This is a genomic window from Nonomuraea sp. NPDC049646, assembly GCF_044465525.1.
GTDB lineage: Bacteria > Actinomycetota > Actinomycetes > Streptosporangiales > Streptosporangiaceae > Nonomuraea.
Genome location: NZ_JBITLU010000012.1, coordinates 267,386 through 293,350 on the forward strand (window position 1 = coordinate 267,386; position 25,965 = coordinate 293,350).

28 protein-coding genes are annotated in these 25,965 nt (G+C 72.8%); 17 read left to right on the top strand and 11 right to left on the bottom strand.

What is annotated here, in order from left to right; translation table 11 throughout:
* Nucleotides 1-43 precede the first annotated feature (43 nt).
* A complete protein-coding gene (locus ACIBQ8_RS33550; protein WP_397193928.1) occupies nt 44-820 on the bottom strand; it encodes a hypothetical protein in 777 nt (258 codons plus the stop codon).
* Nucleotides 821-948: 128 nt separating this feature from the next.
* Between ACIBQ8_RS33550 and ACIBQ8_RS33555 the strand changes: the two genes are divergently transcribed.
* The 6 genes from ACIBQ8_RS33555 (at nt 949) to ACIBQ8_RS33580 (ending at nt 4,774) form a co-directional block, all read left to right on the top strand.
* Complete coding sequence (locus ACIBQ8_RS33555) at nt 949-1,710, top strand: hypothetical protein (RefSeq protein ID WP_397178215.1); 762 nt, start codon at nt 949-951, stop codon at nt 1,708-1,710.
* Nucleotides 1,711-1,831: 121 nt separating this feature from the next.
* Nucleotides 1,832-2,359 carry a hypothetical protein gene (locus tag ACIBQ8_RS33560; RefSeq protein ID WP_397193929.1) on the top strand — a complete coding sequence of 176 codons (528 nt, stop codon included), beginning with the start codon at nt 1,832-1,834 and terminating at the stop codon, nt 2,357-2,359.
* 10 nt (nt 2,360-2,369) lie between these two features.
* Nucleotides 2,370-2,780 (top strand): DUF2871 domain-containing protein, encoded by a 411-nt coding sequence (locus ACIBQ8_RS33565; protein WP_397178214.1) that lies wholly within the window; start codon nt 2,370-2,372, stop codon nt 2,778-2,780.
* A gap of 99 nt (nt 2,781-2,879) precedes the next feature.
* A complete protein-coding gene (locus tag ACIBQ8_RS33570) occupies nt 2,880-3,053 on the top strand; it encodes a hypothetical protein (RefSeq protein ID WP_397178213.1) in 174 nt (57 codons plus the stop codon).
* Complete coding sequence (locus ACIBQ8_RS33575; RefSeq protein ID WP_397193930.1) at nt 3,054-4,148, top strand: sensor histidine kinase; 1,095 nt, start codon at nt 3,054-3,056, stop codon at nt 4,146-4,148.
* Nucleotides 4,145-4,774, top strand: a complete 630-nt coding sequence (locus ACIBQ8_RS33580; protein ID WP_397193931.1) for a response regulator — start codon at nt 4,145-4,147, stop codon at nt 4,772-4,774. Before ACIBQ8_RS33575 ends, ACIBQ8_RS33580 begins: the two co-directional genes overlap by 4 nt.
* A 21-nt stretch (nt 4,775-4,795) precedes the next feature.
* On the opposite strand, the gene ACIBQ8_RS33585 is transcribed toward ACIBQ8_RS33580, so the two are convergent.
* The 3 genes from ACIBQ8_RS33585 to ACIBQ8_RS33595 are packed head-to-tail and all read right to left on the bottom strand — an operon-like array spanning nt 4,796 to nt 7,478.
* Entirely contained in the window at nt 4,796-5,278 is a 483-nt protein-coding gene (locus ACIBQ8_RS33585; RefSeq protein WP_397193932.1) for a hypothetical protein, read from the bottom strand.
* Nucleotides 5,275-6,795, bottom strand: a complete 1,521-nt coding sequence (locus ACIBQ8_RS33590; RefSeq protein WP_397178209.1) for an ATP-binding protein — start codon at nt 6,793-6,795, stop codon at nt 5,275-5,277. The genes ACIBQ8_RS33585 and ACIBQ8_RS33590 overlap by 4 nt, the downstream gene beginning before the upstream one ends.
* An 8-nt stretch (nt 6,796-6,803) precedes the next feature.
* Entirely contained in the window at nt 6,804-7,478 is a 675-nt protein-coding gene (locus tag ACIBQ8_RS33595; RefSeq protein ID WP_397178208.1) for a response regulator, read from the bottom strand.
* Between the two features lie 224 nt (nt 7,479-7,702).
* Here ACIBQ8_RS33595 and vanY-N point away from each other — a divergent pair, with 224 nt between their 5' ends.
* Complete coding sequence (gene vanY-N, locus ACIBQ8_RS33600) at nt 7,703-8,275, top strand: D,D-peptidase/D,D-carboxypeptidase VanY-N (protein WP_397193933.1); 573 nt, start codon at nt 7,703-7,705, stop codon at nt 8,273-8,275.
* On the opposite strand, the gene ACIBQ8_RS33605 is transcribed toward vanY-N, so the two are convergent.
* Entirely contained in the window at nt 8,245-9,228 is a 984-nt protein-coding gene (locus ACIBQ8_RS33605) for a NosD domain-containing protein (RefSeq protein ID WP_397193934.1), read from the bottom strand. The genes vanY-N and ACIBQ8_RS33605 overlap by 31 nt on opposite strands.
* 304 nt (nt 9,229-9,532) lie before the next feature.
* Here ACIBQ8_RS33605 and ACIBQ8_RS33610 point away from each other — a divergent pair, with 304 nt between their 5' ends.
* Nucleotides 9,533-12,787, top strand: coding sequence for a BTAD domain-containing putative transcriptional regulator (locus tag ACIBQ8_RS33610; RefSeq protein WP_397193935.1), 3,255 nt, complete (start codon nt 9,533-9,535; stop codon nt 12,785-12,787).
* 102 nt (nt 12,788-12,889) lie between these two features.
* On the opposite strand, the gene ACIBQ8_RS33615 is transcribed toward ACIBQ8_RS33610, so the two are convergent.
* Nucleotides 12,890-13,597 carry an MBL fold metallo-hydrolase gene (locus ACIBQ8_RS33615; protein ID WP_397178204.1) on the bottom strand — a complete coding sequence of 236 codons (708 nt, stop codon included), beginning with the start codon at nt 13,595-13,597 and terminating at the stop codon, nt 12,890-12,892.
* A 235-nt stretch (nt 13,598-13,832) separates the two neighbouring features.
* Between ACIBQ8_RS33615 and ACIBQ8_RS33620 the strand changes: the two genes are divergently transcribed.
* The 3 genes from ACIBQ8_RS33620 (at nt 13,833) to ACIBQ8_RS33630 (ending at nt 15,871) form a co-directional block, all read left to right on the top strand.
* The gene (locus ACIBQ8_RS33620) at nt 13,833-14,804 is read left to right on the top strand and encodes an ArsR family transcriptional regulator (protein WP_397193936.1); all 972 of its coding nucleotides are present in this window, start codon (nt 13,833-13,835) and stop codon (nt 14,802-14,804) included.
* Between the two features lie 108 nt (nt 14,805-14,912).
* Entirely contained in the window at nt 14,913-15,377 is a 465-nt protein-coding gene (locus tag ACIBQ8_RS33625) for a hypothetical protein (RefSeq protein ID WP_397193937.1), read from the top strand.
* Between the two features lie 32 nt (nt 15,378-15,409).
* Nucleotides 15,410-15,871: a hypothetical protein gene (locus ACIBQ8_RS33630; protein WP_397193938.1), complete on the top strand. Its 462-nt coding sequence runs from the start codon at nt 15,410-15,412 to the stop codon at nt 15,869-15,871.
* 232 nt (nt 15,872-16,103) lie between these two features.
* On the opposite strand, the gene ACIBQ8_RS33635 is transcribed toward ACIBQ8_RS33630, so the two are convergent.
* Nucleotides 16,104-16,529: a spore-associated protein A gene (locus ACIBQ8_RS33635; protein ID WP_397193939.1), complete on the bottom strand. Its 426-nt coding sequence runs from the start codon at nt 16,527-16,529 to the stop codon at nt 16,104-16,106.
* 336 nt (nt 16,530-16,865) lie between these two features.
* Between ACIBQ8_RS33635 and ACIBQ8_RS33640 the strand changes: the two genes are divergently transcribed.
* From ACIBQ8_RS33640 to ACIBQ8_RS33655, 4 genes are all read left to right on the top strand, one after another.
* Nucleotides 16,866-17,477, top strand: coding sequence for an RNA polymerase sigma factor (locus tag ACIBQ8_RS33640; protein WP_397193940.1), 612 nt, complete (start codon nt 16,866-16,868; stop codon nt 17,475-17,477).
* Nucleotides 17,477-18,463 carry a CU044_5270 family protein gene (locus ACIBQ8_RS33645; RefSeq protein WP_397193941.1) on the top strand — a complete coding sequence of 329 codons (987 nt, stop codon included), beginning with the start codon at nt 17,477-17,479 and terminating at the stop codon, nt 18,461-18,463. The genes ACIBQ8_RS33640 and ACIBQ8_RS33645 overlap by 1 nt, the downstream gene beginning before the upstream one ends.
* A 140-nt stretch (nt 18,464-18,603) precedes the next feature.
* Nucleotides 18,604-20,121, top strand: a complete 1,518-nt coding sequence (locus tag ACIBQ8_RS33650; RefSeq protein ID WP_397193942.1) for an FAD-dependent monooxygenase — start codon at nt 18,604-18,606, stop codon at nt 20,119-20,121.
* A complete protein-coding gene (locus ACIBQ8_RS33655) occupies nt 20,091-20,690 on the top strand; it encodes a TetR/AcrR family transcriptional regulator (RefSeq protein WP_397178196.1) in 600 nt (199 codons plus the stop codon). The genes ACIBQ8_RS33650 and ACIBQ8_RS33655 overlap by 31 nt, the downstream gene beginning before the upstream one ends.
* A 56-nt stretch (nt 20,691-20,746) precedes the next feature.
* On the opposite strand, the gene ACIBQ8_RS33660 is transcribed toward ACIBQ8_RS33655, so the two are convergent.
* The gene (locus ACIBQ8_RS33660) at nt 20,747-21,409 is read right to left on the bottom strand and encodes a response regulator (protein ID WP_397193943.1); all 663 of its coding nucleotides are present in this window, start codon (nt 21,407-21,409) and stop codon (nt 20,747-20,749) included.
* Nucleotides 21,406-22,638: a sensor histidine kinase gene (locus ACIBQ8_RS33665; protein WP_397193944.1), complete on the bottom strand. Its 1,233-nt coding sequence runs from the start codon at nt 22,636-22,638 to the stop codon at nt 21,406-21,408. Before ACIBQ8_RS33665 ends, ACIBQ8_RS33660 begins: the two co-directional genes overlap by 4 nt.
* A 243-nt stretch (nt 22,639-22,881) precedes the next feature.
* On the opposite strand from ACIBQ8_RS33665, the gene ACIBQ8_RS33670 reads away from it, so the two are divergent.
* Nucleotides 22,882-23,310 (top strand): protein kinase, encoded by a 429-nt coding sequence (locus tag ACIBQ8_RS33670; RefSeq protein WP_397193945.1) that lies wholly within the window; start codon nt 22,882-22,884, stop codon nt 23,308-23,310.
* Here ACIBQ8_RS33670 and ACIBQ8_RS33675 read toward each other — a convergent pair.
* Nucleotides 23,292-24,317 carry a hypothetical protein gene (locus ACIBQ8_RS33675; protein ID WP_397193946.1) on the bottom strand — a complete coding sequence of 342 codons (1,026 nt, stop codon included), beginning with the start codon at nt 24,315-24,317 and terminating at the stop codon, nt 23,292-23,294. The two genes, ACIBQ8_RS33670 and ACIBQ8_RS33675, sit on opposite strands and share 19 nt — an antisense overlap.
* On the bottom strand, nt 24,314-24,793 hold the full coding sequence (locus ACIBQ8_RS33680; RefSeq protein WP_397178191.1) for a SigE family RNA polymerase sigma factor: 480 nt from the start codon (nt 24,791-24,793) through the stop codon (nt 24,314-24,316). The genes ACIBQ8_RS33675 and ACIBQ8_RS33680 overlap by 4 nt, the downstream gene beginning before the upstream one ends.
* A gap of 55 nt (nt 24,794-24,848) precedes the next feature.
* Here ACIBQ8_RS33680 and ACIBQ8_RS33685 point away from each other — a divergent pair, with 55 nt between their 5' ends.
* Nucleotides 24,849-25,643 carry a hypothetical protein gene (locus tag ACIBQ8_RS33685; protein ID WP_397193947.1) on the top strand — a complete coding sequence of 265 codons (795 nt, stop codon included), beginning with the start codon at nt 24,849-24,851 and terminating at the stop codon, nt 25,641-25,643.
* The last annotated feature ends 322 nt before the right edge of the window (nt 25,644-25,965 follow it).

A 25,965-nucleotide genomic window follows, 5' to 3' on the forward strand; every position in this document is an offset into this window, starting at 1 on the left:
CACCGGCCCCCGCCATCCGCCCCGGCCATCAGCCCGTCCCGGCTCACGCCTCCGGCGTGGCCTCGGGGGCCGGCCGGTGGCGCGGGGCGGCGAGGTCGTGGGCGGAGCGGGCCAGCCAGATCATCATCAGGACGCTCGACACCACGCCCAGCGCCTCGGCCGCGCCTTCCTCGCCGCTGAACGGCAACGCCACCGGCACCAGCACCAGCGGCGTCACCAGGGCGGCGACGCCGTAGGCGACGGTCGCGGTCCGCCAGCGGTCGTCGGCGCCCTGGGCCCGCAGGACCAGCGCCGTCCAGAGCAGCGCGGCCAGGCCGCACACCAGCTCCACCCCCTCCGGGACGGGCCGCTCGAGGAGGTCGAGCACGCCGATGACGGTGAATCCGCCGTACCCCAGCAGCCCGGCGCCCCGCATGTACGGCCGCCCGCGGCCCAGCAGCCGCATGAACAGCACCACGAGCACGCACATCACCGCGGAGTCGACCACCGTCGTGTCGAGCCGGATGGACGCGGTGAGGTAGAGCAGGAGCATCGTGGCCGCCGAGGCGTACAGCGCCAGGCGCAACCGCAGGATGTCGGGATCCGGCGCGGTCGGCGGCCCCGCCGGCGGCCCGCGCAGGATCTGCCAGATCCCCCAGGACCACGACAGCCCGGCCAGGACCAGGAACAACAGGCTCGGCCCGGTGGCCGTGACGCCTTCGGCCGCGGCCGAGAACAGCGTCACCCCCCACAGCGGGCCGACCTCACCGGAGACCAGGGCGACGACGACGGCGACCGTCAGCGCGGCACCGTACACAACGGCGACAAGCAGGGCGAGCACGGCCGAACGGTGACGACGTAACACAGGACGCTTCCCGAAGGGGGAGGAGGACGAATGCCTCACTCTACAATTGATCATGAGCAGTGACGCCAGACGGCGGCCCGCGCCGCGGGTCACGATCCCCCCTGATGAAAGGCGCGAACGTGATGTCCGCCCTCACCGCCGGCGACGACTGGGAGTCGTCGCTGAGGCAGGCCTTCGGCGTCTTGCTGGGCCACCCGCTCTCCGGTTTCGACCCCGAGGCCGAGTACGCGGCCTGCTACACCGGCAACTGGCTCGACGAGACCGGGTTCAACAGGGATCCGGCCTGGCTGGAGCCGGCCGCCCTCGCCGGCCGCGCGACGACCTCCAGCGAGGACCTGCTGCTGCTCGACGAGGTCGGCTACCCCGAGCTGCGGTTCGACCCGAGCCGGTCGCTGTTCGAGATCGATGCTGCGGCGGGGTTCCCGCCCGCATTCGGGGAAGAGCTGGTGGCCGTCAGGCTCGCCGGTTCCGACCGCTGGCCCCAGGTCCGCGGCGCCGAGCTGGCGCGCCTGACGGCCCGCCACGGGGCCGGCCTCCCGTCCGGGGCCTGGTCCGTGACGAGCGCCACGATCGCCTCGGACGGCACCCTCCTCGACGCCCTCCGCGTCGCCACCGGCATGGGCGACGGCTTCGACAGCCTGGTCCCGTACGAAGGGGGCGAACCGGAGACGGCGGCGGCCCTCGCGGCCGTGCGGCACGCCGGGCTGCGGGCGCACCTGCGCGCGTTCTGCGACCCCCGCTCCGACGAGCTGGCCCTGTGCCGCGAGGACATGCGCAGGGCCAGGGAAGAGGGCGGCACGCTGGTGGCCCGGTGGGAGGGCGCGGTGGACCAGTACGAGATCACCGTGCGTCGAGTGAGCCCCTGACCGGCCACCCGGTCCCGGGCCCAGGTGCGGATCGACGCCCCCGTCACCCGCTGGCGGGGTCTTTAGGAGCGGGCCAGGGTGCCGCGATGGACGAAGGTCATGACGCCTCCAAGGCTCGCCGGTGGTTGCGGACGAACAGCAGGCCGGCACGACTGCCAGGACCAGGGTGTGGACCAGCAGCCAGGGCAGCGTGCCGCCGGTCCACAGCCCGGCCGGGGTGCCGCCCTCGAACAGGGGCCGGTTGAGCGCCTCGACGCCCAGCGTGGTGGGCAGCAGCCGGGCCGCCGCGGCCAGCCAGTCCGGATACCGGCCCAGCGGCAGGAACGACCCGTTGAGCAGCAGCACCAGCGAGGTTAACGGCGTCTGCAGGGCGCCGATCGCGGGGGAGACCAGGGCGAGGGCGGCCAGCAGGAAGGTGAAGGCCGGCGCGTTGACCCCGAGCAGCGCGGCGGGCAGGAGCGCGGCCCAGTACCTGGGCCGGATCTGCGGGCCCATCGCGTTGGACACCGGGCCGGACGCCGTACAGGAGTCAGGTCCCGGATGCGCCGGGCCCCTGGGCGGGCTCCCGCCGGGTCTGGCAGGGCTGGGAGCCCCGAGCGGTGGGACGTTCGGGGGATGCCGGTACAAATGGCGGCAAACAACCCTCTAAGGTCTCAACCGTGAAAAAGATCTACCATGCGGCGCACATCTACATGATCGTCGGCGTCGTCACCGGCCTCTACTATCGCGAGATCACCAAGCTCAACGACTTCACCGGCGACACCCAGCTCGGTGTGGTGCACACCCACCTGCTCGCACTCGGCATGCTGTTCTTCCTGATCGTGCTGGTGCTGGAGAAGGTGTTCACGCTGAGCGCCGGAGGCAAGCTGTTCACCTGGTTCTTCTGGGTCTACAACGGCGGGCTGGCGCTGACGGTGGCGATGATGATCGTGCACGGCACCCAGACGGTGCTGGGCGCCGAGACCAGCCCGGCGATCACCGGGCTCGCGGGGCTGGGCCACATCGTGCTGACGGTCGGACTGATCCTGTTCTTCGTCAACCTCGGCAAGCGCATCCCCGCCAAGACCTGACCGCACCCGAGCGGGGGACGAGCCGGCGCGCGGATCTCCACCCGGTTCTCCACCGTTCGTAGGTGCGACTCCACCCCGCTCCCTTCCTACCGTCGAGCCATGGACAAGCTGCTCTGGGTCTTCCGGAGAATCCTGGACTCGAACGGGGGCAAGATGAACGGCAAGGTCATCATCAGTCTGGCAGTCGCCGCCGTCGTGGTGGTCGTGGGGTTCATCGCCTTCCGGCTGCTGATGGTGGAGATGGTGGTCAATCTGAGCAGGGGGTCGCACTAGGTGTGGGGCAACGTCCGCCGGCTGCTGTCGGCGGACGATCCTGAGACGGGGCAGCTGATGCGGTTCGTGATCACGCTGCTCCTCGGGCTGACCCTGGCCACGGCGACGCCCGCCGCCCAGCCCGTCCTGGTGTGGACGGCGCTGGGCGGGTCGCTCGCCTGCTGGCTGGGGTTCGTCGTGCTCGACCGGCGCGCCCACCGGGCGGCCCTCACGCTGCTGGCCGCGGGGACGGTCCTGGCGGCGGTGACCGTCGGCCCCGGCGACAGCGAAGGGGCGATCTTCCTGTTCGCCGAGCTGACGCTCTTCGCGGCGCACCTGACGCCGCCCGTCCGGGTGATCCTCGGTGTCGCGGCGGTGGACCTGGCGCTCATGGCAGGCGGCATGGCGCTGTCCGGCCGGACCCTCGCCTCGATGGCGGCGCTGGCGTCGGTGCTGGTGAGCGCGCTCATGTTCGCGCTGCACCGGCGCCAGTACCGGCAGGGCAGCCTGGACCGGGCCAGGGCGGTCGCGCTCGACGAGCGCGCCAGGATCGCCCGCGAGCTGCACGACGTGCTGGCCCACTCCCTCGGCGCGCTCCGCGTCCAGCTGGAGGTGGCCGACGTGCTGCTCACCGAGAAGGGCGACGTGCAGGGCGCCGCGCAGCGGGTCAGGCGCTCGGTGCGGCTGGCCGCCGACGGCATGATCGAGGCCCGCGCGGCCGTGGCCGCCCTCCGCGAGGACGTCCCGCCGCTGCCCGAGGCCCTGTCGGCGCTGGCCGACGCGCACCGCCGCGACCACTCCGCCAGGCTCGCGACGCGCACCGCCGGCGTCTCCCGCCAGGTCGCCCCCGCGGTCGAGGTGGGCCTGCTGCGCACGGCCCGCGAAGCGCTCACCAACGCCGCCAGGCACGCCCCGGGCGCCCCGGTGTCGCTGACCCTCGCCTACACCGCCACCATGGTGACCCTGACCGTCCGCAACCCGCTCGGCGCACCGCAGGCGGGGCTGCCCGGTCACGGCCTGACGGGCATGCGGGAACGGCTGGCCCTGATCGGCGGCACCCTCGACGCGGGGCCGGACGGCGACGACTGGCTGGTGAGAGCGGAGGTGCCCGGATGAGGGTGGTGGTGGTCGACGACCAGCAGATCATGCGCGAGGGCCTGGTGGCGCTCATCTCGCTGATGGACGGCGCCGAAGTGGTGGGCGACGCCGCCAACGGCGAAGAGGCGCTGCCCCTGGTCGCGGCGGAACGCCCGGACGTCGTCCTGATGGACCTGCGGATGCCGGTCATGGACGGCGTCGAGGCGACCCGGCGCATCACCAGGGACCATCCGGACGTCGCCGTGCTGGTGCTCACCACCTACGACGACGACCGCTCGATCACCTCGGCGCTGCTGGCGGGGGCCCGCGGCTACCTCACCAAGGACGCGGGCCGGGCCGAGATCGCCGCGGCGCTGCGCTCGGCCGCCGCGGGCCAGTCGACGTTCGCCGAGCCGGTCTCCAGGCGGCTGGTCCAGGCGCTGTCGCGGCAGGGGCCCGAGCCGGTCACGCACCTGCCGGACGGGCTCACGACCCGGGAGGTGGAGGTGCTGCGGCTGATCGCCAGAGGGCTGAACAACGGCGAGATCGCGGCCACCCTGGTCATCGCGGAGACGACGGTGAAGACGCACATCAACAACGCCTTCGCCAAGATCGGCGTCCGGAACAGGACCGAGGCGGCGAACTACGTCCGCGAGCGCCTCTGAACAGGTCCCGGGACGACCGCGTCAGGCCGGGCAGTCGCGGGGGTCGACGCCCGTCCGCGCCCCCACGACGGCGATGCGGGCAGGGCTGCCCGGCAGCGCCGCGGCCGTGCACACGATCTGCTGCACGGCCAGGGGGGACAGGTCACCGCCCGGCGTGGACGGGGTCAGCGTCATGCGGCCGCGCGCCTTGTCGGTCACCAGGAACGGGTCGGCCTCCGGCGGCACCTCGGTGCCGAGCCCGAGCGCCCGCTCCTCCGCGGTGGGCCCGGCCGCCAGCAGCGCGAGCCTCTCGGTCCGGAACAGCGGACGGGCGCTCGGCCGCGTCACGGCGCTGAGCCGCCCGTCCTTCACCAGGTAGAGGACGATCGTCGTGGTCAGCGCGACGGACCCGACCGGCGGCGGGCCGACGGCGATCACATCGCTGGGACGCACGCCGCAGCCGGTCACGGTGACCAGCGCCGCCAGACCCGCGGCGAGCGCGCGGCGGGGGAGTGCGGCGCTCATTCGGCTGCTCCGTCCTGCTCGGGGGCCCTGCGCGGCAGGCGCAGGGTGAACAGGGCGCCGCCGTCCGGGGCGTTGGCGACGGTGAGGTCGCCGCGGTGCAGGCGCGCGTTCTCCAGCGCGATGGCCAGGCCCAGTCCGCTGCCCTCGGACCTGGCCCGCGCCGCGCTGGCCTTGTAGAACCGGTCGAACGCGTGCGGCAGCACCGCCTCCTCCAGCCCCGGACCGTGGTCGCGGACCTCGACGGTGATCCAGTGCGGGTCGGCGGACAGCCGCACCGACACCGGCGGCTCGCCGTGCCGCAGGGCGTTGCCCACCAGGTTGGCGAGGATGACGTCCACGCGGCGCGGGTCCAGCCTGGCCGTCACCGAGGGGGGCAGCTCGGTGCGCACCGCGTCCGACCAGCCCCGGACGCGCAGGGTCGCGGGCACCAGCTCGGCCACGTCCACCTCGTTCAGCGACAGGGCCGCCACGCCGGAGTCGAACCTGCTGATCTCGATGAGGTCGTTCACCAGCGCGGTGAGGTTGAGCGTCTCCTGGCTGACCAGCCTGGCCGCCCGGCCGGCGGGCTCGGGCAGCTCGGCCGCCTCGTCGTCGAGAACCTCGGCGACGGCGGCGAGCGCGGCCAGGGGGGTGCGCAGCTCGTGCGAGACGTCGGCCACGAACCGGCGGGCGTCGGCCTCCATCGCACGCAGCTGCATGACGTGCCGTTCCAGCTCCGCGGCGGTGTCGTTGAAGGTGCGCGCCACGTCGGCCAGCTCGTCGGAGCCGCGGACCGCGACCCTGGTCCGCAGCTCGCCCTCGCCCAGCAGGCGGGCCGCCCGGCCGAGCTCGCGCACCGGGCGCAGCACGCTGCCGGTGGCCAGCGACGCCACGACGACCGCGAACGCCATGGCCGCCGCGCCGCTGAGCCAGGCGCGGGTGGCCAGCCAGTCGATGCTGCGCTGCTCGGGAAGCAGGCTGCGCGTGGTGTAGACCTCGATGCCGGACACCCGCCACCGGCCGCCCTCGCCGATCAGCAACGGCGCGCCGATGATCAGGAACGGTCTGCCCTCCCGCACCACCCGCTGCCAGGCCATCTCGCCTCCGGCCACTTTCCGCCGCAGGCTCAGGGAAAGCGTCTGGGGCCGCAGATCCTCGGACCTCAGGGCCGGCCCGTTCCCCTCGCCCCCGTCGCGGCCCGGCGGCGGGTTTCCCATCAGGCCCGGCGGCATGTCGGACGGCGGCCCGGCCTGCGCGTACAGCTCGCGGTAGACGGCGATCGCGTAGCTGTCCCGCTCGGCCATGGTGGCGGCGATCCTGCCGAGCTCCGTCCGGTCCGGAGCCGGGGTGCGCAACGGGAAGAGCGCCTGGATGCGCGCTCTCGTCGCCTGCAGCGCGGCATCCTGGGCCCGTTGCAGGATGTCGGTGCGGGCCTGGACGTAGAGCCCGCCGGTCACCGCCGCCGTGGTGACCACGCACAGCAGCGCGAAGGCGAACAGCAGCCGGGCCCGCAGCCCCAGGCTCGGCCCGGACGTCACCGCCCGGCTCACACCGGCCCGAACCGGTAACCGAACCCCCGCACCGTCTGCACGTAGACGGGGGACGCCGAGTCGTCCTCGATCTTCGCGCGCAGCCGCTGCACGCACGCGTCCACCAGCCGGGAGTCGCCGAAGTACCCGTGCTCCCACACCGAGTCCAGCAGTTGCTGGCGGCTGTGCACCCGGCCCGGCGTGCCGGAGAGCTCCAGCAGCAGGCGCAGCTCGGCCGGGGTGAGCCCGACCGGCGTGCCGCGCTTGGTGACCACCAGCCCGGCCCGGTCGATGGTCAGCTCACCGTGCCGCTCCAGTTCGGCCTGGTCGCGGCCGATCCGCCGGAGCACGGCGCGGATGCGCGCTTCGAGCACCCTGGGCTGCACCGGTTTGACCACGTAGTCGTCGGCGCCCGCCTCCAGCCCCGCCACCACGTCGATGTCGTCGCCGCGCGCGGTCAGCATGATGATCGGCACCTCGCCGATGGCCCGGATGCGGCGGCAGACCTCGAACCCGTTCATGCCGGGCAACATCAGATCGAGCACGACGACGTCGGGACGGTCGGCGCGCAGCCGCTCCAGCCCCTCCTCGCCGGACTCCACGGCGCCCACCCGATGCCCGTGCCGGGTCAGGGCCAGCTCAAGGCCCTCCCGCACGGCCGGGTCATCCTCGATCAACAACACTCGCGACACGCCGCCGAGCACCACAGCACGCTCCGAAACCTCGTTCGCCGGTCAACTCCGTCCACTGTCGGCCGGTCATGTCCCCGCCTTGTCAGCGCCATGTCATCGTTGTGTCACGGTGATGCCGGTCTGGTGCCGGTCTGGTGCCGGTCTGGTGGCGGCACGGTGGCCGTCGACAAACGGTGACATTCGGCAGACGACCCACTCATATTCGGCGCCAATCGTAGTTCGTCATGAACGAACCACGCACCATCCCAGCTCGGCCCCGAGATCGGCTGTTCGCCGTGGTGACGCTGGTCCTCGCCGTGCTCCTGCTGCCCGCGGCGCTCGTCCGCCGCCCCGGCCGGGCCCGCGAGCTGGCCTGCCAGTGGGCGTTACGGATGCGCTTCCCCGCCGAGGACCTGACCGGGCTCACCGACGGCGCCCTGGCGGCGTTCACCGCGGCCCGCACCGAGGCGCTCTGGCGCCACGGCCAGCTCCTGGGCCTCACCTCGGGATACCGTGATCCGCTCGTGCAGCTGCGGATGTTCGACGAGGAGGTGCGCCGCACCGGCTCCCCGGCCCTGGCGCGCATGCTCGTCCTGCCGCCGACGGAGTCCAACCACGTCAAGGGCATCGCCCTGGACGTGCGTCCGCACGAAGGGGCGCGCTGGCTGGAGGAGCACGGCGCCCGCTACGACCTCTACCGCATGTTCGACAACGAGTGGTGGCACTTCGAGCACCACCCGGAGTACGGCGGCACGCCTCCCCGCCGGCGGCCCCACCCCGGTGTGGGCTACGCCGAAGGGAACGCGCACCCGTCGTGATCGCCGGGGTTGCCTATGCCGACGTTGTTCCGCAGGGTGACCGGCGACGTGAGGGCCGCGCGGGAGCTCAGGTGGATGCCGCCCTGGACCGGGTGCCCCTGGCCGTCGACCAGGCCGCTGGGGTGGTGGCCGTTGCCGACGAACACGTTGTCGGAGACGGGGTCCGGGCCGGCGCGGTTGGGCCCCCACGGGTTGTCCACGAACATGCCGACGGTGTTGTTGCCGTTGAACACGTTCCTGCGCACGATGATGTGCCGCAGCATGGAGTCGGACCGTAAGCCGATGTCGTTGCCGGTGAACGCGTTCTCCTCGATGGTGTTCGCGTCCTGCGGCAGGAAGGTCTCCGCGGCGCCGAGGCCCGCCGTGGCCGAGTTCTTGAAGACGTTGGCCCGCACGAGGTTGCGGCGGCTGTCGTTCGACAGGCCCATGGGGAAGGCGTCGAAGACGTTGCGGGGGAAAGTGCCCTGGTCGGTCGCGCTGACCGTGAGGCTCCCGCCGGTGAGCGCGCTGTTGCGAATCGCCGAGCCGCTGCTGCGCACCATGACGGTCTGCTTGGTCACCGTGCACCGGTCGATCGTGATGAGCCCGTCGACCAGCCGCAGACCGGACATCAGGCAGGCGTCCTGACGGGTGCCGGTGAAGGTGATCGTGCCGGGCCAGGCGTCGATGGGCGCCGCCAGGAGCCGCACGTCGGTGGCGGTGACGTCGGTGCGCGGCATGCCGGAGACGGACGAGAGGTAGATGCCGTATCTGAAGCCGCTGATCGTGCCGTTGCGGAGGGTGAAGCCCGGTCGGCTGATGGCCGTCAGCCCGTTGCCCGTGCCTGAGCCGGTGATGGTGTGGCCGTTGAGGTCGAGGTCGACGTCGTCGGCGCCGATGGTCAGGGCGGTGCCGGTGCAGGTCAGGTCGGCAGTGAGGGTGGTGTCGGCGGTCAGGACGTCGCCGCAGGCCATCGAGAGTGCGTCGGCCCTGGCCGGGGCGGTCGACGCGAGGGCCGCCGACAGGAGGAGCAGGCACGCGGCGAGACCGCGGGTGTGGCCGTCGCACGTGTAACGTGCCCGGACGGATCGGATGTGATCTACATTGTAAAGGCGGTGGGCTGATGCAAAAATCTTGACCCCCACTAAGGCACGGGCTTCGCCCGTACTCATCCACCAGAGGACCGAGCTGTGCTCGGTTGGGGGTGTTCGGCCTGCTCCTGGGTCTTTGGGAGGCTTTTGGAGGTCATGTGGAGCCTGCGCATACGATGTCCAGATCATGGTCTTCATCAGGGTTCTGGGCGCTCTCGCGGCTGAGGTCGGCGGCGAGCCGGTTCCGCTGGGCGGGCCGCGGCAACGGGGTGTGCTGGCGTTGCTGGTGGCTGCGCGTGGGCAGGTCGTGCCGGTCGATCGGATGATCGAGGATCTGTGGCGTGGGGAGCCGCCGGCTCGGGCGTTGTTGTCGTTGCAGGCGTACGTGTCCAATTTGCGGCGGTTGCTGGAGCCTGGGCGTCCGCCGCGTGCGCCGGCGCGGTTGCTGGTGAGCGCGGCGCCGGGTTATGCGTTGCGGTTGCCGTCGGAGGCGGTGGACGCGTGGCGGTTCGAGGGGTTGCTGGGTCAGGCGCGTGCGGATGTCGATGTGCGGGCTGCGCGGGCTCTGCTGGGTGAGGCGTTGGGGTTGTGGCAGGGGCCGGCGTTCGCCGAGGTGGCGGATGAGCCGTGGGTCGCGGCTGAGACGGCCCGGTTGAACGAGTTGCGTTCGGTGGCTGCGGAGCTGCATGTGGCGGCGGGTCTGCGGGTGGGGGATCCCGCTGTGGTGGTGGCCGAGGCGGAGCGGCTCACTCGTGAGGAGCCGCTTCGTGAGGAGGGCTGGCGGCTGCACGCCTTGGCGTTGTGGAGCAGTGGCCGGCAGGCGGATGCGTTGGCGGCGCTTCGTCGTGCTCGGGGCGTTCTTGCGGAGGAGCTCGGGCTTGATCCTGGTCCTGAGCTGGTGGCGTTGGAGGAGGCGATTCTCACTCGGCGGATGGATGTGCTGCGCGCGTCCGTGCCTGGGCCGGTCGCGCCGCCTGGTTTGCCTGCGCCGGTCGCGCCGTTGTCGCGGGTGGCCGTTGTCGAGGGGGTGGTTCCGGTCGCCGGGGCGTCGTTCGTGGGGCGTGAGGCGCAGTTGTCGGCGCTGGTCACGGCTGCCGGTGAGGCGGTGAGCGGTGGGGTTCGTGTCGCTTGTGTCACCGGGGAGGCGGGGCTCGGCAAGTCGACGTTGCTGGATCATTTCGGCAGGCGGCTCGAGGGTGAGGGGTGGCTGGTGGCCGGCGGCCGTTGTCCCGAGGTCGTGGGTGCGCCGGCTGCGTGGGCTTGGGCGGAGGTGCTGGGTGCCGTCGCCGCGTCCGTGTCGCCGGGTGAGTTCGCGGGTGAGTTGGGGCCGTTGCTCGCCGATGCCGGGCCGGTGGAGGTCGACGCCACTGCTGGGCTGTTCCGTCTGCGCCGGGCGGTGTGGAGGTGGTTGGCGGCGGTGGCGTCGGGGCGTCCGGTCGCCGTCGTGCTGGACGATTTGCATTGGGCGGATGCCACCACGTTGGAGTTGCTCGGCGGTTGTGTGGGGGTGCGGGCTCCGGTTCTGGTGGTGGTGGCCTACCGTGCGGACGAGGGTGGGCGTTTGGGGGAGACGCTGGCTTCTCTGGCGCGGGTGGGGCCGGTCCGTGTGGCGTTGCCGGGTTTGGACGAGGAGGCCGTGGCGCGGCTCGTGCGGGCTGAGTGTGAGGCTGATGACGAGACGGTTGCGGGGATCGCCGAGCGTACGGGTGGTAATCCGTTCTATGTGCGGGAGAGTGCTCGGTTGTTGAGTGGTGAGGGCGCGCTGGTGGCGTTGTCGGAGGTTCCTGAGGGGGTTCGGGATGTGTTGCGTCGTCGGCTTGCGCGTCTGCCGGAGGGAGGGGTGTCGGTTCTGCGGCTGGCTGCGGTGGCGGGCCGGGAGAGTTCGGTGGATGTCCTGGTGAAGGCCGCTGACGTCGATGAGGACGGGGTGTTGGACGCGTTGGACGCGGGTGTCGTCGCCGGGCTTTTGGATGAGCCTGGTCCGGGCCGTGTCCGTTTCGTGCATGCTCTGGTGAGGGACACGCTGCTTGCTGATCTGAGCAGGTTGCGTGCGACTCGGATGCATGGCCGGATCGCTGCCGCTCTTGTGGGGAGTGGTGATGTGGCGGCGTTGGCTCATCATTTCGCGCGGGCGGGTTCGTCGGAGGCTGTCGGTTATTGTGTGCGGGCCGCTGAGCTTGCCGAGGCGCGTTATGCCCATGATGTGGCGGTCGACCTTCTGGCCGACGCGGTTGCTCTTTCGGCTGGGCCGGAGGAGCGTGTGGAGCTGCTGGGCAGGCTGCTGCGGGCGCAGGTGCGGGCGGGTGCGGTCGCTGCGGCGCGTGAGACGCGGTGGGCGGCGGTGGAGTTCGCGGAGTCGTTGGGGCGTGAGGATCTGATGGTCGCCGCGTTCACGGCGTGGACGGAGCCGACTCCTTGGCAGGCGCGTACGTACGGCACGGTGGATCGGCCTGTTGTCGATCGGCTGGGTCGGTTGTTGGAGCGTGAGTTGGCTCCTGCGGTGCGGTCGCGGCTTTTGTCGGCGTATGCGCATGAGCTGGTCGGTGAGGATGATCCGTCTGTGGTGGAGGCGGCGCGGGAGGCGCTGGATCTTGCGACCGAGCCCCGGTTGCGGGCGGCGGCGCTTGAGATTCTGAGCGAGGTGCTGGGTGATGCCGGGCTGTGCCGGGAGTTGGTGGAGATCGGGGTTGAGCATGACCTGCCGGTCTATCGTGTCTCCGGGTTGCTCAATCATGCCGGTGTCGCCGCTGCGGCCAATGATCCTGTGACGTTGCGTCGGGTGATCGGTGAGGCTTTGGAGCTGGCGCGTGCGTATCGGATGCGTGAGGCGATCGCCGTCGCGGAGATCACGTTGGCGGGTCTGGCGCTCATCGAGGGGCGGTTCCGTGACGCCGAGGCTCTGTATGTGGAGGCCGGTGAGGGGATGCGGCGGATCGGGTCGGTGCATGCTGCGGGTTTTCTCCAGCTGGCGCTGGCCACGGTCTGGTTGAACGAGGGCACGTTGGGTGGGCGTCTGGAGGAGGTGCGTGCTCTTCACGCCGTGCTGGGTTCCATGACGTCGGATCTGCTGGCGCTCGCGCTGCATGCCAATGGGCTGGATGACGAGGCTCGGGAGGTTCGCACGCCACCTGGCCAGATTCGTCGGGATTTCTTCTTCACGTTCCTGACCACGTTGCGCGCGATGGCCGTCATGGCCCTGGATGACCGGGACGCCGCCGAGGAGATCTACGAGGTGCTGCTCGCGCACCGCGACGGCCCTCCGGCGGGTGCGGAGAGCCTGTCGATGGCGCTGCGCCCGGTGGCCCACACGCTCGGTGAGCTGGCCGTCTTCCTGGGCCGCACCGAGGCCGCCGCCGCCCACTTCGCCCGTGCCGCGGCCGTGGCGGACCGTTGGAACGCCCCTCACTGGGCGGCCGAGTCCCGCTCGCGGACGACCGCCTGACGTAGCCGAGGATTTTCTGATGAGCCGGTTCATTCGGCGGCCGTCCCGACGCCCGCCGGCGGCGACGGTGACCGGGGGCACGCGGCAGAGTCTCCGGCGCTGTCAGGCGTTTCGGACGGCCTGGCTCACCTGGGCCGGGGAGGTGCGCCAGGGGGCGCCGTGGCCGGGGAGCACCCAGGAGGCGGACAGTCCGGCGAGCCGGTCCAGGGAGGACAGGGCGGTGGCGGGGTCGTCGGTGAAGGGGGCGGGCTGCGGGCCGGAGCGTCCGGTGAGGACGTGCCGGGTGGTCAGCGCGTCGCCGACGAAGACGGCGTCGGCGAGCGGCACGTGGACCGCGACGCTGCCCGGCGAGTGTCCCGGCATGCCCACGATCACCGGCTTGCCGGGCAGGTCCAGGACGTCGCCGTCGGCGATCTCGGTGACTTCGCTGACGTAGCGGGTGCGCAGGCCGTTCTTGCGGATGGCGTGGGCGAAGAAGCCGAGGGTGGGGCCGAGGCGCATGGGGCCGAGCGCGGTTTTGGGCTTGTCTCCGGTGCGGGCGCGGACGGCGTCGTCGGCGTGCACGAAGACGGGGACGCCGTGTTCGCTGCGCAGGCGTTCGGCGAAGCCGAGGTGGTCGGAGTCGCCGTGGGTCAGGACGAGTCCGCGGATGTCGTCGGCGGTCTTGCCCAGGGTGCGGAGTTCGGCCTGCAGGTCCTGCCAGTGGCCGGGCAGTCCCGCGTCGATCAGGGTGATGCCTTCGTCGGTGTCGACGAGGTAGCAGGCCACGACGTCGTTACCGAGGCGGTGGAGGTGGGGTGCGAGCTTCATGGGTTTCCCTAGGGTGACGTCGCCGAAAGACGGGGGTGGAGCGGCACCCTCCCATTGCAGGGCGTTGCTCCGTTATGAGAGCAATGCTCTCGCGGATGGCTGCTCCATGTCAAGAGCACTGCTCTCTTCATGATGTGACGGGCGCCTCAGGTCTGGACCTTGTGAGCCGACCTGACGGCTGCCCGCCCGGGGTCTTCTTGGCCGGAGGGAGCCGGCTCGGTGAGAATCCATCGTCATGATCCGTGTGCACTTCTCCGACGCCGACCTGCGCAAGATCACGTTCGCTCCGGCTCCCAACGCCTTGTGGGAGACGGTGCTGAGTGTTCGCCTCCTGCTCGGCGCGCCCACGAGCAGGAGCTGGACGCGTCCCGGAGTGCGCCGGCTGGTCCGGCAGGTGGGTGGGAGCCTGGCCGAGCGGGCGGGGGTGCTGGCCCCTCTGGTGCCGCCGAGGAGTTCGGTGCCGGCGTTCCTGCTCCAGCCGGACGCCGGTGACTTCGCCGCCGGCGTCGAGCTGGCCAGCCGGACGCCGAGCTCCTACCTGGAGGTCGATCTGGGCGCGTTGTCGCCCGCCCAGCGGGCCGGGCGCTGGGCGCGGGAGCTGGCCGGCGGCAGCCGCGGGGCGCGCCAGACCCTCGCCGACGACCTGCGCGGCTTCTTCGGCTCCTCGGTGGAGCCCCTGTGGTCGCAGATCCAGGCGGAGGCCGGCGCCGACCGTGCCCTGCGCGCGGAGACGCTGCTGCGCGGCGGGGTGGACGCCCTGCTGGCCACGCTGCATCCCGGCTGCCGCTGGTGGCCGCCGACCCTGCACATCCCGATCGACGGCGATCATGACGTCGCGCTGGGCGGGCGGGGGCTGCTGCTGATCCCGTCCTACTTCGCGCCCCGTCCGATGGTGATGTACCGGCCGGACGCGGCCACGGTGCTGGTGTATCCGATCTGCGTCACGGGCCGGTCCGCCGGCGCGGACGACGTGCTGGTGCCCCTGCTGGGCCGTACCCGCGCGGCGGTGCTGGCCACGTTGCGCAGCCCGGCCACCACCACGTTCGTGGCCGAGCGCGTCGGCGTGTCCCTCGGCTCGGCCAGCCAGCACACGACGGTCCTGCGCAACGCCGGGCTCATCTCGACCGTCCGGACGGGCAGCTCGGTCCTGCACACCCTGACGCCGCTGGGCCAAGCCCTCCTGAACGGCTCCCCGGACGCCGGGTGACGGCCATGCCGCGCGGCTGGATTCAACGTGCGCTCAACGCATCCTCAACACCCGCGGTCATACCTTCGCGGTCGACCACCTGATTCGACCTGCGAAAGGCAGCCGCCGATGCGTCCCACGAGAACCGCCCTCGCCCTCGCCGCCGCCGTCTCCGGCCTGGCCGTGCTGACGGCCGCCCCCGCCGTCGCCGCGCCGGCCGCGCACAGCCAGGCCACCTCCCAGGCGGGCACGGCCCAGGCCCGCACCGCCCTGGCGAGCTGGCACACCCAGCGGCACGAGGTGCTGGGCCCGTACAAGGGATATTTCTCGACCGCGGCGTGGAGCCGGCCCTCGGGCGTGCGCGTGATGCAGGTCAAGGCCCGCTGCTGGGGCAACGACACGAGGATCAAGGTCGATCTGTGGTTCCTGCGCCGCTGGGGCGGTGGCGAGAGGGTCGCCAAGTCCGGCACGTGGCGCTGCAACGGCAAGTACGGCATCGTCCGCATCGGCAACGCCGGTCACTCGAAGTACTGGGCGACCTTCTCCCTCGACAAGAAGCACACGGTCGAGTACTGGGTGCAGTACTACAAGTGACCTTCACCGGCTCGCGGCCCTATCCTCGTGGGATGGCTCTGCGTGATCGACTCGCCGTCGTGGACGCCCTCCTGGCCCGCCCCTTCCCGGCGACGGAGGAACGGGAGGGCGCCTCGCGCGAGGCGTGGGCGGGTTACCGTTCCAGCGGGCCGGACCACCATGTGTGCTTTCTGATGGCCAGCCGCGACTTCTGGGACGACCGTGGCGAGGAGGTCGTCGAGGCGGCCGAGGCGGAGATCGACGCCGCCCTGCGGGAGCTGGCGGGCGCCCTGACGACGCGCTGGGGCTCCCCCGGGGTGGTCGATCTGTGGCCGTACGCGGAAGGCGAGGCCGCGGCGCCCGCGCCGCTGGACGAGCTCGGCCAGCTCACCGGCACGATGCTCGCCTGGCGCCGGCCGGGCGCGGGCCGGTGGGTCGCGCTCGCCGTCGGTCAGGCCGATCCGGAGTTCCCCGTCCTGCTGCTCGCGGCGGTGGGCAGGACACCGCTGGACTGACTCGCCGCGCAGCCGACGCGACGAGGTCTTCGGCGGGGTTTCCCGGGCGGTTCGGTGCTCAGTGCGTCATCGACGCGGGCATCGGTGATGACGCACTGAGCCGTCAGAGCCCATGGCGCACGCCAGTGCCCTCGACCCTGGGGTACGGGCTCTTGTCGAACCCCCTGCCGGTGCGGGCACGCCCTCGGAACGGCGGCGTGCTCAGCGAGAAGGGGGGCCGGTCAGTCCGGGCTCAGCCGCAGTGGACGTTGTCGAGCTTGACGCTGGTCCACGACGGCGAGATGCCCTCGACGTCGATGCACTGCCCGGCCGCCGAGACGTACACGGGGCCGGCGTAGTACTGGTAGTTCCCGGCGTCGCTGTCCTTGCCGCTGCCGTCGCCCCTGGAGATCACGACGCCCTTCCAGCTCGTGGTGTTGGCGTAGGGGCCGTCGCCGTAGGTGAGTGCGCAGTTCTTGCCGGTGGCGGAGCTGTAGTACACCTCCAGGATGCCGGTGCGGTACCCGTACTTCTCGATGCCGATGTTGTAGACGCCGACCCGGCTGTAGCCGCTGCCGCAGGGTCCGGCCGCGCCGGCCGGGGTGGCGGTGGCGGCCAGGGTCGTGGCGGCGGTCAGGGCCGCGGCGGCCAGGACGGTCGCCAGCTTGCGTGCTCGCACGAAGATCCCTTCGATTGCCCAGTGTTGTGATCTTGAGTACCACCGGCTCACTTCTGCTACACGCGACTCGTGATCAATGTGATTGTTCGCACAAATCGGGCCCGAGACGCCGGCCCAGGCGGCCCGAGGGCAAGCGTGACGAACCCGATCTGACGGCGACCGCGGCGAGCGGGGATGCGATCATGATCAAGGTGACCCCGCTCGGCGGCGGCCCCTGGCAAGATCCGGATGGAACTTTTCTCCCGCATGCGGATAAGAACCGGCGTGACATCCCTTCCACACGATGAACCCGTTCTGGCAGGTCCGGCGGACGCGCGAGCGCCGCTTCGGGCCGGCGTGTCAGAACCGGTCCAGCCGAAGGCCCCCACGGCCTTCGAAGTGCCCGCCCAGGACTCGGCGGTCATCGCGGCCTCGCTGATCGAGCCGGAGCGGTTCGCCGAGCTGTTCGAGCGGCACGCCGCCGTCCTGCATCGCTACGTCGTCCGGCGGCTCGGCCCTGATCAGGCCGAGGACGTGGTGGCCGAGACGTTCACCAGGGCGTTCGAGAAGCGGCACACGTACGCCCTGGATCGTCAGGACGCCCTGCCGTGGCTGTACGGCATCGCCACGAACATCATCGGCACCCACCGGCGGGCGGAGACCCGCGGATACCGCGCGCTCGCCCGGACCGGGGAGGACCCCGTGGCGGTGGCCTTCGACGAGCGGGTGGTCGCCCGCCTCTCCGCCTCGCAGACCCGCAGGGACCTCGCGGCCGCCCTGGCCGAGCTGGGCAAGGGCGAGCGCGACGTCCTGCTGCTGATCTCCTGGGGCGACCTCGGCTACGAGGAAACGGCGCAGGCGCTGAACGTGCCCATCGGCACGGTGCGGTCCCGGCTGTCCCGCGCCCGCCGCAAGATCGCCCGCGCGCTGGGCGGCAGCAACCCCACCGACGTGATCGAGGAGGTCTGATGAACGATCTGGACATGGTCCGCGACCTGCGCTCCGAGGTGCGGCAGAGCCGAGCGGGCGATCTGGAGCACGCCCGGCGGCGGATGATGGCCGCGCTGGCCCCGGAGCCGCCGGCCCGCCGGGTGCGGCGCATGGTGCTGCGCGTGGCGGCCGTGGGCGCGTTCGGCGCCACGATCGCGGCGGGCGTCACGGTGGCGCAGAGCCTGGGCACGGACGACCGGGGGACGCCGGCCGCGGGCGCCCCGGCGTGGCTGCCGGTGGCCAACGCGGAGACCCTGGCCAAGCGCGCGACGGCGGCGGCGGCCGGCCGGCCGGACGTCTACCCGCGAGCCGACCAGTGGGTCTACGTCAAATGGGACACCTACACCTCGCCCAGGCTGCCGGCCAAGGCCACCGCGCGACCAGCCGGCGCGGGCAGGACCCGCTCGCGCGAGACCGTCGAGCGGTGGACGCGGGGGGACGGCGAGGAACGGGCCATGCGGGACGGGAGCAGCGGCACGATCCAGCGGCGCCGGGGCGGCGCGGACCCCCGTCTGCGGTTCGACCCCGCCTATCTGCGCTCGCTGCCGCTGGAGCCGTCCGCCCTGGCCGAACGCCTGAGGGAGGACACGCGGGAGATCTCCATGCCGCAGGCGCGGGCGGTGTCCCACCAGATCCTGAGCATCCTGGAGGAGGGCGCGCCGGGGGCCCGCCTGCGGGCCGCCCTCTACACCGTGCTGTCCCGGCTGGACGACGTCGGCGTGGAGACGGTGCGCGACCTGCTGGGCCGGCCGGGCGTGGCGATCTACACGCGCGACGACGACGGGGTCCGCCAGGAGGTCATCATCGACCCGGACACCTTCGACCTGCTCGGGGCACGCCGCGTCTACGTCGGCGGCGCCAAGTCGCCCGACCCGTACTACAGCGGGTTGCCCGAGGGGGAAGTGATCACCTCCAGGGCCCGGGTGTCGGCCGGCATCGTCGAGGACGCGGGGGACCTTCCATAAGGAAACCCCCTGGCCGGTGCCCGTGACGAGGGCCGGGCACCGGCCGCCGGGGCTCACCGGCAGGAGGAAGGCGCACGCTGCGGGTCCTTGCCTCCGAGCCCCCTTCTCGACTTAGTAATCGGTACCGTATCGTTTACTAAGTGACTGACACCGTGCTCATCGCGGGCGCCGGCCCCACCGGGCTGGCCCTGGCCGTCCACCTGGCCCTGCACGACATCCCCGTTCGCGTCATCGACGCCGCCCCCGCCCCCGCCACCACCTCCCGCGCCCTCGGCCTGCAACCACGCGGCACGGAGGTCCTGGAACGCATCGGCGCGCTCGGCGACCTGCCCCAGCGCTCCCGGCCCTCGCTCACCATGTCCTACAACGAGGGCAGGCGCACCGTGCTGCGCCTGCACGTCGGCCAGTCCGTCGCCGGCCGGCCGAAACAGGCACTGCTCATCTCGCAGGCCGAGGTCGAGGGCACGCTGCGGCGACGTCTGGCCGAACTGGGCGGCCAGGTGGAGTGGGACACCCGCCTGGTCGCGGCCCGGCAGGACGCCGACGGCGTCACCGCCGCCGTCCGCGCCGCCGGCGGCGCCGAGCGCCGCATCGAGACCCACTGGCTGATCGGCTGCGACGGCGCGCACAGCACCGTGCGCAGGCTCGCCGGCATCGGCTTCCCCGGCCGCACGCTCCTCGAACGCCTGCTGATGGCCGACGTGCGGGCCACGTGGCCGCTGGACAGGAACGGCAGCACGACCTGGATGCAGGCCGGTCACATGGTGTCGGTCACCGCGCTGCCCGACGACACCTGGCGGGTGTTCACCGAACCGCCGCCGCAGCTGCCCGACCGGCTGTCCGAACGCGAGATCGGCCAGCTGGTGCTGAGCGAGTTCGCCCGCCGCAGCGGGATCGGCCTCGACACGGTCACCGACGTCCGCTGGGCCTCGGAGTTCCGCATCCACCGCCGGCTGGCCGAGGCCTACCGGCGCGGCCGGATCCTGCTGGCCGGCGACGCCGCGCACATCCAGAGCCCCACCGGCGGCCAGGGACAGAACACCGGGCTGGGCGACGCGGAGAACCTGGCCTGGAAGCTGGTGCTGGTCGCCCGCGGCCGCGCCGACCGGCGGCTGCTGGACACCTACGAAGGCGAACGCCGGCCGCTGGCCCGCAAGGTCCTGCGCGCCACCAGCATCGCCGTGGGCGTCATGCTGCCCGGCGCCCCCTGGAAACGCCTGCTGCGCGACCACGTCGTCCTGCCGGTCGTCCGGCTGCCCGCCGTGCAGCGCCGGCTGTGGCTGGCCGCCTCCCAGCTCGGCATCAGCTACCGAGGGGGACCGCTGGCCGCCGCCGAGCGCCGGTGGATGCCCGGACTGCGTCCCGGCGACCGCATGCCCGACCTCGCCTGCCGGCGTCCCGACGGCGGCGGCACCACCCTGCACGCCGCCGTCGGCGGACGGTGGGTCGTGCTCGCCGGCGACCGGCACGCCGCCGCCCGCCACGCCGAGGCCGCCGCCGCGCACCTGGGCGCCGACCTGATCGTCGCGCTCACGCCGATGCAGCCCGGCTCGCCCGACGTGACGCTGATCCGCCCCGACGGGCACATCGGTTGGCGTCACCATCCGGCACCCGACAGACTGGCCACATGGCTGAACCAGGTGCTGTGGCCGGCGTAGAACGCCACGGCCGTCCCCGCGATCCGGAGCACGACGCCGCCATCCTGGAGGCGGCGCTGGACCTGCTGATCGAACGCGGCGCGGCGGGCACCAGCATGGAAGCGGTCGCCCAGCGCGCCGGCGTGGCGAAACTGACCGTCTACCGGCGCTGGCGGGCCAAGGAGGACCTCCTGATGGCCGCCTTGGAGCACGCCCGCGCCCCGGACATCGACGCCGCCCCGGCCGGGCAGTCGATCGACGAACTGGTCTCCTCCGTCGCCGAGCTGCTCAGCCGTCCCCGCTTCCGCGCGCTGATGGCCCGCGTCATCGGCGCCTCGGTCGACCACCCCAAGCTCGTGACCGCCTACCGCGAGCGCTACCTGCGGCCACGGCTGGAGGCCGTGGCCCGGGTCGCGCAGCAGGCCGTCGAGGCCGGGCGCCTTCCGGAGGGCACCGACCCGGGCGTCGTCCAGGACATCCTGGCCAGCTCGATCGGATCCGTCCTGCTCCAGCACACCGGCGAGGTGAGCGCCGCCCAGATCGAGCACCGGCTGCGGGCTCTGCTGCGCCACATCGGATACCGGGCCTAAACGGCGCGCGGCGCTCCTGCCGTCACGGCGCAGGCGGCGGCCGAAAGGAACGGGTCTCAGCGCGGCAGCTCGTCGCGGCCCACGAGCCCGTTCTCGTAGGCGTGGATCACCGCGTGCACGCGGTCGCGCAGGCCCAGCTTGTGCAGGACGGCCCGGACGTGCGACTTCACCGTGTTCTCGCTCAGCACCAGCTCCGCGCGGATCTCGGCGTTGGACCTGCCGCGGGCCAGCAGGCCGAAGACCTCGACCTCGCGCGGGGTGAGGCCGGAAAGGGCCGCCGTCCTGCGCGTCGGCGTCTGCCGCAGGAGGTCCAGGATCGTCGCGGCCACCCCCGGGGCCAGCGCCGCCGTGCCGGACGCGACGTCGCACACCGCCTGGGCCAGGGCCGCGGGCCGCACGTCCTTGGTCAGGTAGCCGCTCGCGCCGGCCCGGACGGCCGCCACGACCAGCTCGTCGTCGTCGAACGTCGTCAGCATGAGCACCCGGGTCGCCGGAGCGATCCGCACGATCTCCGCCGTGGCCGCGACGCCGTCCAGACGCGGCATGCGGACGTCCATCAGCACCACGTCGAGGCGGTGCCGCCGGACGACCTCGATCGCCTGGCCGCCGTCGGCCACGTCGTGGGTGACCTCGATGCGCTCGTCGGCCGACAGGACCGTGCGCAGCGAGGCCCGCAGCAGCTCCTGGTCGTCGACGAGCATGACCTGGATCGCGTTCATGCCCCCTCCTTCGTGGGCAGCCGCGCCCGCAGCGCCCACCCGTCGTCCCCGTCCTCGATCGACAGCGTGCCGCCCGCGGTGCGCACCCGTTCCTCGATACCCATCAGGCCGGTCCCCTGGCCGCGGGGTCCGCGAAGCGCGCTGCCGCCGTCGTCGCGGACCTCCACCACCAGCTCGGCCGCACTCCAGCGCAGGCCGACGCGCACCGCGACCGGCGGTTGCAGGTGGCGCAGCGCGTTGGTGACGCCCTCCTGCACGGTCCGCACCGCCGCCACCTCGGCGCTGAGGCTCAGCGGCCGCCGCTCACCCGCCTCGGCGAACGTCACCGCGTGCAGCGGGCTCGCCGCCGAGGCCACCAGGCCGGGCAGCACGTCGAGCGAGATCGGGACCTGGCCGGGCCGGGATCCGGCGCGTTGGGCCACGGAGGCCGCGCCCCCGGCAGCCGGGCCCGCCGGGCCCGCCGGGGGCGTCGGGGGCGTCGGGGGCGTCGGGCCCAAGGTGGCCAGCATCGCGCGCAGGCCCTGGTGGGCGTCCCGGCCGGCCTCGGCGATGTCGCCCAGCTCGCGCCGGGTCGCCGCGTCCGCCGTCGTCACCGCCGCCGCCTCGATCCGCGCGACCATGACGGTCACCGTGTGGGCGATCACGTCGTGCAGGTCGCGGCGGATGCCGGCCCGTTCGCCGGCGACGGCCGCGGCCAGCCGTTCGCCCTCGGCCCGCCGGGCGGCCTCCTGCCTGCGCCGTGCCAGCAGGGCCGCCAGCCACACGCCGCCGACCACGGCCATCAGCAGCCCGCCCTCCAGCAGGCGGGTCCACACCGGGTCGGCGGGCAGCCGTGCCCACTCCACCAGCTCGGTCACGACGATCCCGAGCGCCGCGACCGCCAACGCCGATGCCGAGGCCCTGACCGGGACCAGGCCGGTCAGCCGCCACAACGCGAAGGGGAAGCACACCGCCGAGGGCAGCAGCCTCAGCGACCACCCCGGGAACGGCGTCAGCACCAGGACGAGCATGGCCAGCGCACCGGCCGCGTACCCCGCCCACGGCCGCCGGGCGGCCGCCGACGCCCCCGCATGGAGCAGGACGGCCGCGCCCGCCGCGGCCAGGACCTGCCACCACGCCGCGCCCAGGTACCCGGCGCCCACCAGGACGATCGACGTCAGAAGCGCCAGAACCGCGTGCGCCGCCACCGTCGCACCCGGCCGGGCGCTGCGGCGCTGAATGGCTGTCACGGTCGGTCGTCGCCTTCCGGTGGGCTCGTGGTGGGGGAGCCGTGCCCGGCTCGACCTGCCACAGGATAGCCAGCCCAGCGACCCTCGGCACCGGACCGGCGCAGCGCCCCGCCGCTCCCCGAGCCCACACATGCATCACGAGTCTGGACATTCGGCAGATACGCGCAAGCACGCGTGGATAGGCTGCCACAACTTGATCACCGACGAGGGAGCATGGTGGCCGCGCAGACACGACCAGGACGTGTGATCGGCGGACGGTACCGGCTGGAGTCCGTTCTGGGCGGCGGAGGCTTCGGACGGGTCTGGAAGGCGCACGACGAGTCGCTCGACGTGCCCGTGGCGGTGAAGGAGGTCTGGCTCCCCTCGGCCACCTCCGAGGAGGAGCACGCGCAGCGGCTGCGCCGCGCCGAGCGGGAGGCGCGCAACGCCGCCCGGCTGCGCTCCCATCCGCACATCGTCACCGTCCACGACGTGGTGATCGAGGACCGGGCGCCGTGGATCGTCATGGAACTGGTCGACGGCGGCACCCTCGCCGAGCTGATCGCCCGCGACGGCCCCCTGCCGCCCGCCGCCAGCAGGCTGACCTGGCCGCGTCGTCCGTCCCTCGCACATCAGGCGGAGGCCGCCCGGCCACCGGCCCCGCGGAGCGGCGATCAGGGGCGCTTGCGGTAGACGGCCATGGCCCAGCGGACCGGGCGGTTGGCGTCCTGGCCCCAGATGCCGGCCCGGACGGTGACGGTGACCCGCCTGCCCTGCGGCACGGCCAGCTCGGTCAGCGCCATCGGATAGGGGCCGCTCGTCCACTGGGCGCAGGTGGCCGTCCCCTCCTCGCCGCCCTTGACCCGGTAGGTGAACCACATCCGCCCGGCCAGGTCACCGGCGCAGAGCGCCTCGATGCCGACCCTGCCGCCGTCGCCCCGGACCGTGACGGTGGCCGTCGCGTCCTGCGGCCAGACCCGGTCCCGCGTCGCGCCGGCCAGCTCCCAGCCCGCCAGCCGCTCGGGGAAGGCTCTGAGCGGTTCCGGATCGACCGGCCGCGCGGGAGGGGTCCACTCGTAGACGGCCAGGCTCCAGACCGCCTTGACGGGCTCGGGGGTCACGCACGGCGCCCCCTTCTTCGTCCGGCTGCACCCCCCGCCCCTGGTGGTCGTGTCGAACGTCACCGTGACCTGTCCGGCCCCCGCGGGCACCGTCAACGGGACCAGCTCCATGCCTTTCGGGCAGGGGGAGAAGGACGGCCAGGCGCCGGCGGCGCGGCCCGCCACGGAGATCCTCGGCGCCGTGGCGCCGAACGAGCCGTCGCACAGCGCGGCCACGTCCAGCGGCCTGCCGGTGACCGGGATCGTGACCGACGTCTTCCTGGCGCCGTCCGTCCTGATCGTCGCCGTGGCCAGCCGCCGGTAGCCGGTGCCGTCGCGGGCGGTGAACCGTTCCGGCAGCTCCCGGGCGGGGGCCACGGCGGACGCCGAGGTGGCGGGCTCGTGCCGCGTCACGGCGCCCCCGGGAAGCAGGGACAGCACGGCCGCGCCCGCGGCCACCGTCGCGGCGGCGGACGCCAGGACCCTGCGCCGCCAGGTGCGCCGCACGCGGCGGCGGACGAGCTCGTGGCGGTCCGGGATCGCCGGCGCGGGCCCCTCGGCCCGCTCCCGCAACATCTCACGCAGGTCCTGCACGCTCATCGGCACTCCTTCACGATCGACTCGTCCACGCGCAGCTTGGCCAGCGCCTTGGCGGTCTGGCTCTTGACCGTGCCCTCATGGCAGCCGAGGATCCTGGCCACCTCCTGCACCGGCAGGTCCTCGTAGAAGCGCAGCACGATCACCGCGCGCTGCCTGACGGGCAGCCGTCCCACCGCCTCCCACAGCTCCTCCCGCCCCGACCGCTCGGCGTCGGGCCTCCCCTCCTCGGGCAGCGTGCCGCTCGGCACCTCGCCGCGCCATCGCCGCCGCCACCACGAGGTGCAGGTCGTCACGAGCGCCCGCCGCACGTACGCCTCGGGCTCCTCGATGCGCGGCCAGGCGAACCACGCCTTGGCCAGGCACTCCTGGAGCAGGTCCTCGGCCGTTCCCCAGTCGCGGGTCAGCAGGTACGCCGTCCGCAGCAGCCGGTCGGAGCGCGAGGCCACGAAGTTGTCAAAGAGCTTCCTGTCTGGCACACACGTACTGACGCGGTGTCGGCGCGGTCAGGTTGCCTCGCCCTATGATCATCCGATGCGCTTATCGAGGATCGCGCCGGCCCTGCTCGCGCTCACCCTGACCGCCGGGTGCGGCGGACCGGACGCGACGGCGCCCCGCACGGCGGACGACCTCATGGCGCCGGTCGGCGCCGGCGAGTACAGCGAGAGCCGGACCACCGGAATCGTGCGCCTCGGTACGGCCGCCTCCGACCTGACCACGACCTTCCACCGGACCGACGTCCCCGAAGACCTGAAGAACCTCGTCCCGGACGACCTGTCCGGCATGACGACCAGGGCGATCTCCATCGGCGGCTCCGACACCTACGAGCAGCGCGCCGACCGCAAGGACGTCCCCGCCGGCAAGAGCTGGCTGCACCACAGCAGCCCCGAATGCGGGGCGGCGGAGCGCCTGGCCGGGATCCTCGACGCGCGGGCGGTCCTGTCGCCCGAGGTGCTGGGCAGGCTCGCGGCGCCCGCCCCCTCCTCCGGCGGGGTCATCGACGAGGTCGCCACCGTCGTCCATTCCGGAAGTGCCGCCCAGACCGAGTTCAGCGGCGGCCCGGCCCAGGGCGGCGACCCCGCCATGGCGGCACAGCTGCGGGATCTCCACCACTCGTCGCGGGTCTCGTGGCAGTTGTGGGTCGGGCCGGACCGGCTGCCCCGCCGGGTCCGTCTCGTCAGGGGCAACCCCTTGGCCGCGGAGGGCGTGCCCAGGAGCGTCGTGACCGAGATCGACTTCACCGACTGGGGCAGCGACGTGTCCGTCGAGCCGCCGCCGAAGGACCAGGCCCACGAGAGCGAAAGCTGTCTCGCCCCGGAACCGCAGTGAGCGTCCGGGCCGTGCCGCATGCATCCCGGGCGTGACGTTTCCGTCCGGTGTGAGTGAGACGGGGGTCACGGGGACGCGGGCGCAGGTTCCGGTCGCGCCGGATGGCGGTGACGCCGCCGCCCTCATCGGCCGTCGCCGAGCCGGTCGCCGCCGGCCGATCCCGCCCTTCAGTGGGCCCGGAATGCCGGACTTTCCCTGCCCGATTGTCCGGCATGACGGCCGATTCTCGCACGTGGATGGGTGTGACCAGCGGTAACAGAAATGTCGGTATGCCTACCGATGAACATACGTATTTTCGCGCAGTCAACCAGCGCTTAGCGTC